The organism is Sphingobium sp. RS1, from assembly GCF_056156825.1.
The window spans coordinates 2,835,443-2,850,234 of sequence record NZ_JBLZXE010000002.1 but is presented as its reverse complement, the minus strand read 5'-3'; the positions used below and the strand labels follow the sequence as shown (position 1 = coordinate 2,850,234).

Sequence of the window (14,792 nt, the reverse complement as noted above, 5' to 3'; positions counted from 1 at the left end):
CATGACCGACACCAATTTCATGGCCAGCCCCGAAGAGCGCGCACGCATCGCTGCCGAGGGCATGTATCATCCCGATCTGGAAGGCGACGCCTGCGGCGTGGGCCTCGTCGCCGCGACCGACGGCCGCGCCAGTCGCCGCGTGGTCGCCAGCGCGATCGATGCGCTCAAGGCCGTGTGGCACCGTGGCGCGGTCGATGCGGACGGCAAGACCGGCGACGGCGCCGGCATCCATGTCGACCTGCCGGTTCGCTTCTTCGATGACGCCATCGCGGATTCGGGCCACAAGCCGCTGCCCAACCGCCTCGCCGTCGGCATGATCTTCCTGCCGCGCACGGACCTGAGCGCGCAGGAAACCTGCCGCACCATCGTGGAAGCGGAAATCATCGACGCCGGTTACACCATCTATGGCTGGCGCCAGGTACCGGTCGACGTGTCGGTCATCGGCGAGAAGGCGCAGCGCACCCGCCCCGAAATCGAGCAGATCATGATCGCCGGCCCGATGCCGGAAGAGCGCGATCAGGCCGAGTTCGAAAAGGATCTCTACCTCATCAGGCGCCGGATCGAGAAGAAGGTCATCGCCGCGCAGATTCAGGATTTCTATATCTGCTCGCTGTCCTGCCGCTCGATCATCTACAAGGGCCTGTTCCTGGCGGAATCGCTGTCGGTCTTCTTCCCCGACTTGCAGGACGAGCGGTTCGAAAGCCGCGTCGCGATCTTCCACCAGCGCTATTCGACCAACACCTTCCCGCAATGGTGGCTGGCCCAGCCGTTCCGTACGCTCGCCCATAATGGCGAGATCAATACGATCCGCGGCAACAAGAACTGGATGAAGAGCCACGAGATCAAGATGGCCTCGCTGGCCTTTGGCGAGCAGTCGGAAGACATCAAGCCGGTGATCCCGGCCGGTGCGTCCGACACCGCCGCGCTCGACGCCGTGTTCGAGGCGATCTGCCGTTCCGGCCGCGACGCGCCGACCGCCAAGCTGATGCTGGTGCCCGAGGCATGGCAGGCCGACAGCGCCGACCTGCCCAAGGCGCATGCCGACATGTATGAATATCTCGCCTCCGTGATGGAGCCGTGGGACGGCCCGGCCGCGCTGGCGATGACCGACGGCCGCTGGGTCGTGGCCGGCGTCGACCGCAACGCGCTGCGTCCGCTGCGCTACACGCTGACCGGCGACAATCTGCTGATCGTGGGGTCGGAAACCGGCATGGTCGTCGTGCCCGAAACCACCATCGTCAAGAAGGGCCGCATGGGTCCGGGCCAGATGATCGCCGTCGATTTGCAGGAAGGCGAAATCTATGACGATCGCGCGATCAAGGACCAGATCGCCGGTGAGCGTCCTTATGGCGACCTCATCAAGGACTTCCTGACCGTCGACGATTTGGCCGATGCGCCCACGGCGCTTCCGGCCTGGGACAAGGCGGAACTGACCCGTCGTCAGGTCGCCGCCAACCTGACGCTGGAGGATATGGAACTGATCCTGTCCCCCATGGTCGAGGACGCCAAGGAAGCCATCGGGTCGATGGGCGACGACACGCCGCTCGCCGTCATTTCCGACAAGCCGCGCACGATCAGCCATTTCTTCCGCCAGAATTTCAGCCAAGTCACCAACCCGCCGATCGACCCGCTGCGCGAACGGCACGTCATGAGCCTGAAGACGCGCTTCTCCAACCTCCACAACATCCTGGAGGAAGGCGCGCAGAACAGCCATGTGCTCGTATTGGAATCGCCGGTTGTGACGAGCGGCGAATGGGCGCGGCTGAAGGCCTATTTCGGTCCGGCCGTAGCCGAAATCGACTGCACCTTCCCGGCGTCTGGCGGGCAGGAACAACTGCGCGCCGCCATCGCCCGCATCCGGGAGGAAGCCGAGCAGGCGGTCCGTGAAGGCCGCACCGAAATCTTCCTGACCGACGAAGCCGTCAGCGCCGATCGCGCTGCCATCGCCGGCGTGCTGGCGGCCGCGGCCGTGCACACGCATCTGGTCCGCAAGGGGCTGCGCAGCTACGCCTCGATCAACGTGCGGTCGTGCGAGGCGCTCGACACCCATTATTTCGCGGTGCTGATCGGCGTCGGCGCAACCACGGTGAACGCCTATCTGGCTGAAGCCAGCATCGCCGACCGGCACAGCCGCGGCCTGTTCGGCGACCTGTCGCTGGACGCCTGCATCGACCGCTATCGCGTGGCCATCAACGAAGGCCTGCTGAAGATCATGTCCAAGATGGGCATCGCGGTGATCAGCAGCTATCGCGGCGGCTATAATTTCGAGGCCGTCGGCCTGTCCCGCGCACTGGTCAACGATCTCTTCCCCGGCATGCCGGCGAAGATTTCGGGCGAAGGCTATGCCTCGCTCCATTACAGCGCGATGCTGCGCCATGAGCAGGCGTTCGATGCGGCTGCCGTGCGCCTGCCGATCGGCGGCTTCTATCGCCAGCGTCAGGGTGGCGAGAGCCATGCCTATTCGGCGCAGCTAATGCACCTGTTGCAGACGGCCGTGGCGACCGACAGCTATTCAACCTATCTGCAATTCTCGCGCGGGGTCCGCGACCTGCCGCCGGTCTATCTGCGCGATTTGATGGAGTTCAACTTCGCTCGCGAAGCCGTCCCCATCGACGAAGTGGAAGCCACTACCGAAATCCGCAAGCGCTTCGTGACGCCGGGCATGTCGCTGGGCGCGCTCAGCCCCGAAGCGCATGAAACGCTGGCAATCGCGATGAACCGCATCGGCGCGAAGGCCGTGTCGGGCGAAGGCGGCGAGGATGCGAACCGCTTCAAGCCCTATGAAAATGGCGACAACGCCAATTCGGTCATCAAGCAGATCGCGTCGGGTCGCTTTGGCGTCCATGCCGAATATCTGGCGTCTGCCGAAGAAATCGAGATCAAGGTCGCGCAGGGCGCCAAGCCCGGCGAAGGCGGGCAGTTGCCCGGCTTCAAGGTGACTGAGTTCATCGCCAAGCTGCGCCATTCGACGCCGGGCGTGACGCTGATCTCGCCGCCGCCGCATCACGACATCTATTCGATCGAGGATCTGGCGCAGCTCATCTACGACTGCAAGATGATCAACCCGCGCGCGCGCGTGTGCGTGAAGCTGGTCAGCCAGGCCGGCATCGGCACCGTCGCGGCGGGCGTGGCGAAGGCGCATGCGGACGTCATCCTGATCGCCGGCCATGTCGGCGGCACGGGCGCGTCGCCCCAGACGTCGATCAAATATGCCGGCACGCCGTGGGAAATGGGCCTGTCCGAAGCGAACCAGGTGCTGACCCTCAACGGCCTGCGTCACCGCGTGAAGCTGCGCACCGACGGCGGCCTCAAGACCGGCCGCGACATCGTGATCGCGGCGATCCTGGGCGCGGAGGAGTTCGGCATCGGCACGCTGTCGCTGGTCGCCATGGGCTGCATCATGGTCCGCCAGTGCCACAGCAACACCTGCCCGGTGGGCGTGTGCGTGCAGGATGAGAAGCTGCGTCAGAAGTTCACCGGCACGCCGGAGAAGGTCATCAACCTGATGACCTTCATCGCGGAAGAAGTCCGCGAAGTGCTGGCGCGCCTCGGCTTCCGCAGTCTGGACGAAGTGATCGGGCGGACGGAACTGCTCAAGCAGGTCAATCGCGGGGCCGAGCATCTGGACGATCTCGACCTCAACCCGATCCTGGCCAAGGTCGATGCGCCCGACGATCAGCGCCGTTTCAGCCTGACCGAATGGCGCAACGAAGTGCCCGACAGCCTGGATGCGCAGATGATGCGCGATGCCAAGGCCGTGTTCGAGCGTGGCGAGAAGATGCAGCTGACCTATACGGTGCGCAACACGCACCGCGCCGTCGGCACCCGCCTCTCCTCCGCCGTGACCGACCGGTTCGGCATGTCGACGCTGGCCGACGGCCACCTGACCGTCCGGCTGCGCGGGTCCGCCGGCCAGTCGCTCGGCGCGTTCCTCTGCAAGGGCATTACCCTTGAAGTGTTCGGCGACGCCAATGACTATGTCGGCAAGGGGCTGTCGGGCGGCATCATCAAGGTGCGCACTACGGTTTCCAGCCCGCTCTCGTCCAAGGACAATACGATCCTTGGCAATACCGTCCTCTATGGCGCGACCAGCGGCAAGCTGTTCGCGGCGGGTCAGGCCGGCGAGCGCTTCGCGGTCCGCAACTCGGGCGCGCAGGTCGTGGTCGAGGGCTGCGGCGCCAATGGCTGCGAATATATGACCGGCGGCACGGCGGTGATTCTGGGCAAGACCGGTGCCAATTTCGGCGCCGGCATGACCGGCGGCATGGCCTTCATCCTGGACGAGGATGGCAGCTTCCCGGCACAGGCCAATCCGGAAGGCATCGTCTGGCAGCGACTGGACAGCAAGCATTGGGAAGCGCAGGTCAAGGCGCTGATCGCCGAACATGCGGTGGCGACGGACAGCAAATGGTCCAACACCATATTGGACGACTGGGATCGCTGGCGCCGGTATATCTGGCAGGTCTGCCCGAAGGAAATGCTCGGCCGCCTCGCCCATCCGCTGAGCGACAGCCCGGCAGAGACGGTCGCGGCCGAATAATCAGGGCCAAATAATCATTGGGGCAGGATGCTCTCCGCCGCCGTGGGTAACAAGATCTGCGGCGGCGGGGTGGCATCCTGCCCTTCGCGCGTCATCGTCACAGGCGGTGGCGGCGTATCGCCCGACGCGAATCGCGTAACCTTTGGCGGCATCGGGTGAACCGGCGCAGGCGGTTCGACGGCAGCCTCCATGGCATAATCGTCCGGTGGCACGTCATAGTCAGTGGCAATGGGTGCCGCTGCGTCCAGTTCCGCCATGTCAGCCTTCCAGCGCCGGTCGGCCAGCGTCGGCCCGCAGCCTGTACAGTGAATCACGCCCGGCCCCTTGTCGGCAGTGAAATGCGCTTCTTCCATACCGCTGTCGTCAAGGCTTTCGTCGATCGTCGCGCTCGCTACCCGTGCGGGCGCCTGCGGGCTGGTGACGTAGCTGCCAAGGCCAAGGCCGAGAACCGCCGCCGCACCCAGCGTCACGCCTGTACCCATCCAGAAATGTGCCGACAGCATGCGACTTCTCCCGCGCCGGCGGCATCGCTGTACCGAACCGGCATCACCTTCTCCAATCAATCACAACGCAGATGCAGATCACTTGTTGCATGACCCAAATCGCTTTGCTAAGGGCCGCCTCCTACCAAGTCACCGGCCCCGCCGGTTTCCTGTTTGATGTGCGGTCATGGCGGAATTGGTAGACGCGCAACGTTGAGGTCGTTGTGGCCGAAAGGCCGTGGAAGTTCGAGTCTTCTTGACCGCACCATCACCCCGCCGGGCCTGTTGGCCCGGCAGATAACTCCCCTTACGCAAGATTGGCTGTTGCATTGCAACAAGGGCTGGCGTTTGATCGCGCCATGCTCAAGGCCGCCCTGCACCACCTCACCGCCTATCGTTATAACCGCCCGATCCGGCTGGGACCGCAGGTGGTTCGATTGCGCCCCGCGCCGCACAGTCGCACCAAAGTGCCCAACTATGCGCTGAAGATCGAGCCGGCGAACCATTTCCTCAACTGGCAGCAGGACCCCCACGGCAACTGGCTGGCGCGGATCGTCTTTCCCGATCCGGTCGATCATTTTTCGATCGAGGTCGATCTGCTCGCCGATCTCGACATCATCAATCCCTTCGACTTTTTCGTGGAGCCTTATGCGGAGGATTATCCCTTCGCCTATGACGAGCAGTTGAAGACCGATCTGGCCGCCTATTTCGATCTGGAGGATCAGGGGCCGCTGTTCGATGCGCTGGTCGCCGAATATGACGGCTTCCAAAGTCGCACCGTCGATTTCCTGGTCGAGGTCAACCGCCGCCTGCAACAGCGGGTCGGCTATGTCATCCGCATGGAAGCGGGCGTCCAGACGCCGGAGGAGACGCTGGACGTCGGCACCGGCTCCTGTCGCGATTCGGCCTGGCTGCTGGTGCAACTGCTGCGTCGCCTTGGCTTTGCCGCACGTTTCGTGTCGGGCTATTCGATCCAGCTGGTCGCAGATGTCGCGCCGATCGAGGGGCCGAAGGGCGTCACGCAGGACGTCGTGGACCTCCACGCCTGGGCGGAAGCCTATGTGCCCGGTGCCGGCTGGGTCGCGCTCGACGCAACCAGCGGCATGTTCGCGGGTGAAGGGCATATCCCGCTCTGCGCCACGCCCCATTATCGTTCCGCTGCACCCATCAGCGGCATGGCCGAACCGGCCGAGGTCGATTTCAATTTCGAAATGAGCGTCAGCCGCATTGCCGAAGCGGTGCGGATCACCAAGCCCTTCACCGACGCCCGCTGGGCCGCAGTGATGGCGCTGGGCGCGCAAGTGGATGCAGATCTTGCCGCGCAGGATGTGCGCCTGACCACCGGCGGCGAGCCGACCTTCGTGGCCGAGGATGGCGGCGATGCCGGCGAATGGAATGGCGATGCGGTCGGCCCGACCAAGGCTGCCTATGCCGACCGGCTGATCCGCAAGCTGCGTGGTGAATTTGCGCCAGGCGGCCTGCTGCACCATGGGCAGGGCAAATGGTATCCGGGCGAAAGCCTGCCGCGCTGGGCCTATGCCGTCTATTGGCGCAAGGATGGCGTGCCATTGTGGCGCGACGAAAGCCTGATCGCGCCGGACGATGCCCCCGAAGGCGCGGCAGCGGTGACGGCGGCCGATGCGCAGGCATTCCTGGCGCATATGGCCGGCAATATGGGCTTTTCTGCCGACTATACCCATGCCGTGTATGAAGATCCGGCGGTGTGGGCAGTGAAGGAAGCCGACCTGCCGGTCAACACCAGTCCGGAAGATCCCAAGATCAGTGACCCCGAAGCCCGCGCCCGCATGGTGAAGGCGTTCGAGCGCGGCCTCGACCAGCCGGTCGGCTATGTCCTGCCGGTGCAGCGCTGGCAGACGCAGGCCACGACGCCGCGCTGGCAGAGCGAAATCTGGCAGCTCCGGCGCGGCAAGCTGTTCGCGGTGCCGGGTGATTCGGCGCTGGGCTATCGCCTGCCGCTGGGATCGCTGCCCTATGTGCCGCCGTCCAGCTATCCCTATATCCACCCGCGCGACACCAGCGAGCCGCGCGGGCCGCTGGGCGACTATCGCGCGCAGGTCAGCGAAGCTGCCAGCCACGAGGAGGTGCAGGCCCAGCCGGTCCAGCGCGTCGGCGCGGTAGAAGGTGGTGCCGCCGCGCAGGAACGGGTCGAGCAGGTCATCATCGAAGGCGCCGTCCGCACCGCCGTGACGGTCGAACCGCGCGGCCATTATCTGTCCGTTTTCCTGCCGCCGGTACAGGCGCTGGAAGATTATCTGGAACTGATTGCCGAGGTCGAAGCCGCTGCCGAAGCGCTGCGCATCCCGGTGCGGATCGAGGGCTACGCCCCGCCGCCCGACCCGCGCATCGACGTGCTGAAGGCCACGCCCGATCCCGGCGTGATCGAGGTCAACGTCCAGCCCGCATCCAGCTGGGACGAGACGGTCGCCATCACCGAACGCCTCTATGCACTCGCCCGCGAATGTCAGCTGACGGCCGACAAGTTCATGGTCGACGGCCGGTCGGTCGGCACGGGCGGGGGCAATCATATCGTGCTGGGCGGGGCGACGCTCAATGATTCGCCCTTCATCCGCCGCCCGGACCTGCTCAAGAGCTTCGTCCTCTACTGGCAGCGGCACCCCTCCCTCTCCTACCTCTTCTCGGGCCTGTGCATCGGCCCGACGAGTCAGGCGCCGCGCATCGACGAGGCGCGGCATGATGGCCTGTATGAGCTGGAGATCGCGCTGGCGCAGGTGCCCAACCCGTTTGCGGGCGATGGTGCCGCGCCGCCGCCATGGCTGGTCGATCGCCTGTTCCGCAACCTGCTGGTCGACGTCACCGGCAACACCCACCGCACCGAAATCTGCATCGACAAGATGTTCTCGCCCGACGGGCCGACCGGGCGGCTTGGCCTGCTGGAGTTTCGCGGGTTCGAAATGCCGCCCGAAGCGCGCATGAGCCTGGCCCAGCAATTGCTGATCCGGGCGTTGGCCGCCTGGTTCTGGCGCCAGCCGCAGCAGGGTAATCTGGTCCGCTGGGGTACCACGCTGCACGATCGCTTCATGCTGCCCCATTTCGTCTGGGCCGATTTCCTGGAAGTGCTGGGCGACCTGAAGGGCGCGGGCTATGACTTCGATCCCAACTGGTTCGAAGCGCAGCGTCAGTTCCGCTTCCCCATCCATGGCGCGGTCGATGCGGGTGGCGTGGGGCTGGAAATCACCCATGCGCTCGAACCCTGGAACGTGCTGGGCGAAACCGGAGCAATCGGCGGCACGGTCCGCTATGTCGATTCATCGACCGAGCGGTTGCAGGTGCGTGCCACCGGCCTGGTCGCCGGGCGCCACATCATCGCCTGCAATGGCCGGCAGGTACCGATGACCGCGACCGCTGTGCCGGGCGAGGGCGTAGGCGGCGTGCGTTACAAGGCATGGGCGCCAGCCAACTGCCTGCATCCCAATCTGCCGGTCAATGCGCCGCTGACTTTCGACGTGCTGGATAGCTGGAGCGGGCGGTCGCTGGGCGGCTGCGTCTATCATGTCGCGCATCCGGGCGGGCGCAATTACGACACGCTGCCGGTCAACGGCTATGAAGCGGAAGCCCGGCGCAAGGCGCGCTTCCAGGACTATGGCCACACGCCGGGTCAGGTCGATATGCCCGCTCCCGAAGCCGCCGCCGAATTTCCCATGACGCTCGACCTGCGTTTCCAGCATCACGGGCTGTGATGGCTGCCGATGCCCTTGCCCCGCCGCGTAGCGGTGAAGCCTGGGCCGACGCCTATCTGGCACAGGCCCCCGTGGGCGACCTGTTCGCCGGGGCCGCGCCGGCCATAGCGGCGCGCTGGCGCGCCATGCTCGATCGACTGTCCACACAGGCACAGGGCGACCCGGCCATATTGGCCGACCATGTCGCGCGGCAGGCGATCGACCTTGGCATGGCGTTCCGTCATACCGGGGATGAGGAAGAGCGGTCCTGGCCGCTCGGCCCGGTGCCGCTGCTGGTCGACGCGGCGGAATGGGCGCATATCGAACGTGGCCTGATCCAGCGCGCCGACCTGCTGGAGCGTATCGTCAGCGACGTCTATTCTACGCAATCGCTGGTCCGCGACGGCAAGCTGCCAGCCAGCATCATCACCGGCAGCCCCCATTATTGGCGGGTGATGACCGGCACGCCTCCCCCGCGTGGCCATCATCTTCATTTCTATGCTGCCGATATCGGGCGCGGCCCGACCGGGGAATGGCGGGTGCTGGCGGATCGGGTGCGCACCCCCGTGGGCGTCGGCTATGCGCTGGAAAACCGGCTCGCGCTGTCGCGCGCCACCGGCGACATGCTCGGCGCCATGAACACGCGGCGGCTCGCGCCCTTTTTCGACGAACTGCGCCGGGGCCTCGCCGCCGACTGCGCCCGGGCCGATCCGCGCATCGGCCTGCTGACGCCGGGCCGCTTCAACCAGAGCTATGCCGAACAGGCTCATCTCGCCCGCTATCTCGGCCTGCTGCTGGTGGAGGGCGACGACCTGATCGTGTCGGACGGCCGCCTGTTCGTGCGCACCATTCAGGGTCTGAAGCGCATCGATGGCCTGTGGCGCTGGATGGACAGCCGCTTTCTCGATCCGCTGGCGTTCGACGGCCAGTCGCGCATCGGCGTGCCCGACCTGTATGACGCCTGCGCGCGCGGCGGCCTGATGGTCAGCAACTGGCCGGGCGCCGGCGTGATCGAATCGCGCGCCTTCGCCGCCTTCCTGCCGCAACTGGCGCAGGCGATGCTGGGCACCGACCTGATCCTGCCCAATATCGCGACCTGGTGGTGCGGCCAGCCGCGCGAGCGCGACCATGTGCAGGCGCAGATCGACAATCTGGTGGTCGGCTCCGCCTTTGACCAGCCGGTCGCCGGCCTGCCCCACACGCACTTTACCCCCGGATCGTTGCTCGCCCCCGATCAGCGCGCCATCCTGTTCGACGCCATGGCGCGCCGGCCGATGGACTATGTCGGGCAGGAAGTGGTGAAACTGTCGACCACGCCCGCGATCATCGACGGGCAACTCACCCCCCTGCCCTTCACCCTGCGCATCTTCGTCGCGCGCGACGCGACCGGGCGCTGGCGGGTGATGCCCGGCGGCTTCGCTCGTCTGGCTGGTCATGGCGACATTCGCGCTGCGCTGATGGGCCGGGGCGACATGTCGGCGGACCTCTGCGTGGTCGACAGCAGCCCGGTGCCGCCCGACAGCCTGCTGGGCGGTGGCACCCCCGCCATCCGCCGGGTCGGCGGCATGTTGCCGGCCAAGGCGGCGGACAATCTCTACTGGCTCGGCCGCTATATCGAGCGGGCGGAAATGACGCTGCGCCTGATCCGCGCCATCGTCGGCGGATCGATCGAGGCCGATCTTGGCCCCTCGCTCGCGTCCCCCACCATGGCGCGACTGGTCGATCAACTGCTACTCTGGGGCGCGGTGCCCGATCGGAATGGCGCAGTCGGTCCGCTCTGCGCCACCGCACTGGGCGATGCGCGCCAGTCGGGCAGCGTGCGCGCACTGATGGCGACGGTCGCCAATATCGGCGAAGGGCTGCGCGACCGCCTGTCGAGCGACGTCTGGCGGCTGGTGCGCCTGCCCCTGCCCGGCTTCGATCCCGCCGTGACGGAAACATTGCTCGACGCCTCCTCCCGCCTGATCGAACGCATGTCGGCGCTGTCGGGGCTGGCGGCGGAAAATATGGGCCGGACCGAAGGCTGGCGCTTTCACGATATGGGCCGGCGCATGGAACGGGCGGTCAATGGCTGCCGCCTCATCACCCTGTTCGGCAGAGACGACGCTTCGGCCGACGACCTGATGGTGCTGCTGGACCTTATGGACAGCCAGATCAGCTACCGCACCCGCTACCTGACCGGCCCGGCACTGCCGCCGGTGCGCGATCTGGTCGCACTGGAACCGCATAATCCCCGCGCTATCGCCTGGCAGGCGTTGCGGCTGGCCGAGCATGTCGCGGCGCTGCCGCCCCTGCGCGCCGACGGGATGCCGGAGGAACCCCGGCGCCTCGCCGATGCGCTGGCCGCGCGACTGGCGCCGCTGACCGGCGACATGCTGGCAATGGCCGACATCGCCGACGTCGAAAGCCGGCTGCTGCGCCTGTCCGATGCGATCGGCCAGCGTTACTTCCTGCAACTGCGCAAGACGCAGGATATGGACATGCTGTCATGATCTACCATGTCCGCCACCGCACCCTATTGCGCTATACCAGCCCCGTGCGGGTCGCCCGTTTCAACCTGCGGCTGCGGCCCGCGCCCTGGATGGGCCAATGGACGTCCGACTATGCATTGAGCGTCGATCCCGCGCCCTCCGTCATCGAATCGCGCCCCGCCGCCTGGCCGGTCCATGTCGCCCGGCTGGTGATCGAAAGCCCGATCCGCCAGCTGACGATCGAAAGCAGCTTTCGCGCCGGGGTGCAGCATGGCGCGCCAATCCTGCCCGATGCGGGCGATCCGACCATTGCCGCCGTCGCGCAGGCCGCGATCCGGGATCGCGACATGGGACCGTCCGCGCCCGCCCATTATCTCTTCGCCTCGCCCCGCGCGCCGCTGCTGGCGGCGATCGGCGACTGGGTCGGCGACGCGCTGGCACCGGACCGACCGATCGTCGCCGCCGCGCTGGACTTGGCGCTACGCATCAAGGCGGAGTTCGCCTATCAGCCCGGCGCCACCACCGCCGCCACGCCCGTTGCCGACGCCTTTGCCGCGCGCCATGGCGTGTGCCAGGATTTCGCGCATGTCATGGTGGTGGCGCTGCGCCTCGCCGGCCTGCCCGCCGCCTATGTCAGCGGCTATCTGCGCACCCTGCCGCCGCCGGGCATGCCCCGGCTGGTCGGCGCGGACGCCATGCACGCCTGGGTCATGCTGTGGTGCGGGCCGACGCGCGGCTGGATCGGCTTCGATCCGACCAATGGCGTCATCACCGGCGATGATCATCTGTTCGTCGCCATGGGCCGCGACTATGCCGATGTCGCCCCGATGGACGGACTGTTCGTCGGCGGCGCGGGGCAGAGCCTGTCGGTGATGGTCGATGTCGCGCCGGAAGAGGAAAAGGCCATCGCATGACCGCCATCATCCTGGTCCTGGCTGGCATTTACTGTCTGGCGCGCGGCGTGCTGGACCTGCGTGCGAAGCGCTGGATGTGGGGCATGCTGGGTCTTGCCAGCGGCATCGCGATCATGGCCGCGCCGGTCCCGACGCAAGTGCAGGTGACCTTGCCTGCCAATGCAGTGCGCTGATCAGACCCGCTCGAACATCAGCATCATGCCCTTGCGCGGGCGCACGGTCAGGCGGCTGATCGGCTCAGCCTTGAAGCCCTTGGCCACCGTCAGCCGATAGCGGCGCAACGTCGCGGCGATCACCGTCATCACCTCCTGCTGGGCAAAGCCCGCGCCGACGCAGACGCGTGGCCCCCGGCTGAAGGGGAACCAGGCCTGTTTCGCCATTTCCGCATTGGCCGGATCGGCAAAGCGATCGGGGTCGAAGGCATGCGGGCAGGCCCAATTATCCTTGTTGCGCTGGGTCAGCCAGGGGGCGACCACCAGCATCGCACCCGGCTCCAGCTGCTTGTCGCGCATCTGCATCGGGCAGGGTACTTCGCGTGGGAAGAAGGCGAGCGGCGGATAGAGGCGCAGCGTTTCCTTGAAGACATTGCGCACCACCGGCATGTCCTTCAGCATCGCGGCAGTGAAGGGGTCTTCGCCCGCAACCTGCGCCACCTCGGCCCGCGCGCGATCCTGAATATGGGCGCATTCGGCGAGCAGATACAGCGCCCAGGTCATCGTGCTGGCCGACGTCTCATGCCCCGCCAGAAAGATGGTCGCGACCTGGTCCATCAATTCCTTCAGCGTGAAATGCGCGCCCGTCTCGGGATGCTTCGCCTCCACCAAAGATTGCAGGATATCCTTATATTGCGCCGGTTCGCCCGCATGAAAGGCGTCGAAACGCGCCGTCACGATCGGACGGAAGACATCGCGGATCGCTGTCGCCGGGCGCTCCGACCATTTTTCGAACCAGCGACTCGGCAAACCATAAAGGCCCAGCATGGACGCGCTGTGGGAATAGCGCTGGAAACGGCCGAACGCCTTGTGGATGATCGCCGACCGCTTGAGATCCAGCGTCTCGGAAAAGAGCGTGCGGAAGATGATGTCGGCCGCCACATGGGTCATCATCGGATCGACGTCGAACGGCTTGTCCGTCCCCGCCGCCTCGATCCGCGCGAGGAAGGCATCGGCTGCCCCGACCATCAGCGGCATCGACTTGGCCAGCGCGGTATGGGCGAAGGCCGGATTGACCATCGCCCGCTGATTTTCCCAATCTTCGCCATTGGCGGAAAAGACGCTGTTGCCGATCAGCGGCCACAGCCCCTTCACCAGTTCATGATGTTTGGGGAATTCGGTGCCGCCCTTCAGAATGCGGTCCACCAGCACCAGTTCGTTGGCGATATACATGGTCTGGCCGCGTCCGCGCACCTCACCCATCTTCATCGTGTAGCTTTTCTCGAACAGCACATGAATCCAGCTGTGCCAGCCGATGAAGAAACGCCGCATCATCGTGCGCTTGTTGCGAGTAGGCTGCGGAAAGGGCGGGGTGAAGAGCGGATCGGTCATGGGATCGTCCTGAAGGCGGCGATGGACTCGTCGAGGCGGCGGCGACCCGCTGTCAGACTGATGAAATCGACCGGCGACAGGCGGTCCCCGACGCGCAGATAATCGAAATGCGCCTCATATTTGTTGGACCAGCCGCCATGGTAATTTTCCGGTTCGTAGAAGAGGTGGAAGCGCGGCGATAGCATGTCGACCCGCGCCGCATGTTGATCGGCGACAAGCAGCAGTGGATTGACGTTGAAATAGGCCGCGCCATCGGGCGGAAAGGACAGGTCGACATAGCGGAAAACCTTGTCGGCCAGCGCACCGAGATCCGCATGATACCAGCGCGCATCGGTGCGCAGCGCCACCACCGGCACCACCTGGCCCAGCCCGACCATGGCGAAATGGGCCGGCAGTGTATTGCCGCGCCGGTCGAACAGGCGACGCATCACCGACATGCCCAGGATCGTGCCGGCGCTGTGGGTGACGAACAGGACTTCGTCCCATGGCTCGTCCAGCTCATCCGCGATCCGCTGTGCAAAGGCATCGAGCCGCTCGTCCAGCGCTTCGCCGGGGCCACCGGCCGCCAGCGTGTGATGATAATAGGTAAAGCGCAGCAGCCAGGGCACGACCAGCTTGTTGAGCCACTTGCCCGACAGCAGCGCGCTCACGCCCATGCCCACCAGCGCCGCCGCCCAGAAGGGCAGCACGATCCACAGCAGCAGCGCCGGGATCAGCGCGAACAGCAGCGGGATCATCACCGCCAGGAAGGGCGGATAGCATATGGTCAGCACCGGGCCGGGCCGCAGCTTCTTCATGCGGCCGAACTGCATGAAGCGGCCATGGCCGACATAGGTGGCGATGGAGCGCCAGGCGAGTTTCAGCGGATTGCGAATCCACACCTTCCCGACCAGATCCTCCCAGCGCAGATATTCATAGTCGGTCCGGGTGCCGGCTGCGTCATTGTCCACGCTCCAGGCCGCCGACACGGTCGATCCGGCCGCGCCGGCGCGCCGCCCGCTCACCACCAGACTATCGCCGGTCAGGGCCGCATGGCGCGCCGCCTGATCGCGATAGAGCTGATGATAGAAACGCACGCCGCGCGGGTCGAACCCGCCCAGATAAAAGACTTTACGCTTGAACTTTTCCACCGCCCCCGCCCTA

General features: G+C 65.9%; 8 protein-coding genes and 1 tRNA gene. 6 read left to right on the top strand and 3 right to left on the bottom strand.

What is annotated here, in order from left to right:
- Position 1: 1 nt before the first annotated feature.
- A complete protein-coding gene (gltB, locus tag ACNHGR_RS15715) occupies positions 2–4,540 on the top strand; it encodes a glutamate synthase large subunit (RefSeq protein WP_475287304.1) in 4,539 nt (1,512 codons plus the stop codon).
- A 14-nt stretch (positions 4,541–4,554) separates the two neighbouring features.
- Here the strand turns inward: gltB and ACNHGR_RS15710 are convergent, their stop codons facing one another.
- Positions 4,555–5,043, bottom strand: coding sequence for a hypothetical protein (locus ACNHGR_RS15710; protein WP_475287303.1), 489 nt, complete (start codon positions 5,041–5,043; stop codon positions 4,555–4,557).
- Between the two features lie 160 nt (positions 5,044–5,203).
- On the opposite strand from ACNHGR_RS15710, the gene ACNHGR_RS15705 reads away from it, so the two are divergent.
- The 5 genes from ACNHGR_RS15705 (at position 5,204) to ACNHGR_RS15685 (ending at position 12,278) form a co-directional block, all read left to right on the top strand.
- Positions 5,204–5,290: transfer RNA gene (locus ACNHGR_RS15705), tRNA-Leu, on the top strand.
- Positions 5,291–5,381: 91 nt separating this feature from the next.
- Positions 5,382–8,741 (top strand): transglutaminase family protein, encoded by a 3,360-nt coding sequence (locus ACNHGR_RS15700; protein WP_475287302.1) that lies wholly within the window; start codon positions 5,382–5,384, stop codon positions 8,739–8,741.
- Entirely contained in the window at positions 8,741–11,212 is a 2,472-nt protein-coding gene (locus ACNHGR_RS15695) for a circularly permuted type 2 ATP-grasp protein (RefSeq protein WP_475287301.1), read from the top strand. The genes ACNHGR_RS15700 and ACNHGR_RS15695 overlap by 1 nt, the downstream gene beginning before the upstream one ends.
- The gene (locus tag ACNHGR_RS15690) at positions 11,209–12,105 is read left to right on the top strand and encodes a transglutaminase family protein (RefSeq protein ID WP_475287300.1); all 897 of its coding nucleotides are present in this window, start codon (positions 11,209–11,211) and stop codon (positions 12,103–12,105) included. Before ACNHGR_RS15695 ends, ACNHGR_RS15690 begins: the two co-directional genes overlap by 4 nt.
- Positions 12,102–12,278: a hypothetical protein gene (locus ACNHGR_RS15685; RefSeq protein ID WP_475287298.1), complete on the top strand. Its 177-nt coding sequence runs from the start codon at positions 12,102–12,104 to the stop codon at positions 12,276–12,278. Before ACNHGR_RS15690 ends, ACNHGR_RS15685 begins: the two co-directional genes overlap by 4 nt.
- Here ACNHGR_RS15685 and ACNHGR_RS15680 read toward each other — a convergent pair whose 3' ends face one another.
- Both ACNHGR_RS15680 and ACNHGR_RS15675 read right to left on the bottom strand, forming a co-directional pair.
- Entirely contained in the window at positions 12,279–13,649 is a 1,371-nt protein-coding gene (locus ACNHGR_RS15680) for a cytochrome P450 (protein ID WP_475287297.1), read from the bottom strand.
- A complete protein-coding gene (locus ACNHGR_RS15675; protein WP_184272305.1) occupies positions 13,646–14,779 on the bottom strand; it encodes a hypothetical protein in 1,134 nt (377 codons plus the stop codon). Before ACNHGR_RS15675 ends, ACNHGR_RS15680 begins: the two co-directional genes overlap by 4 nt.
- Positions 14,780–14,792 lie beyond the last annotated feature (13 nt).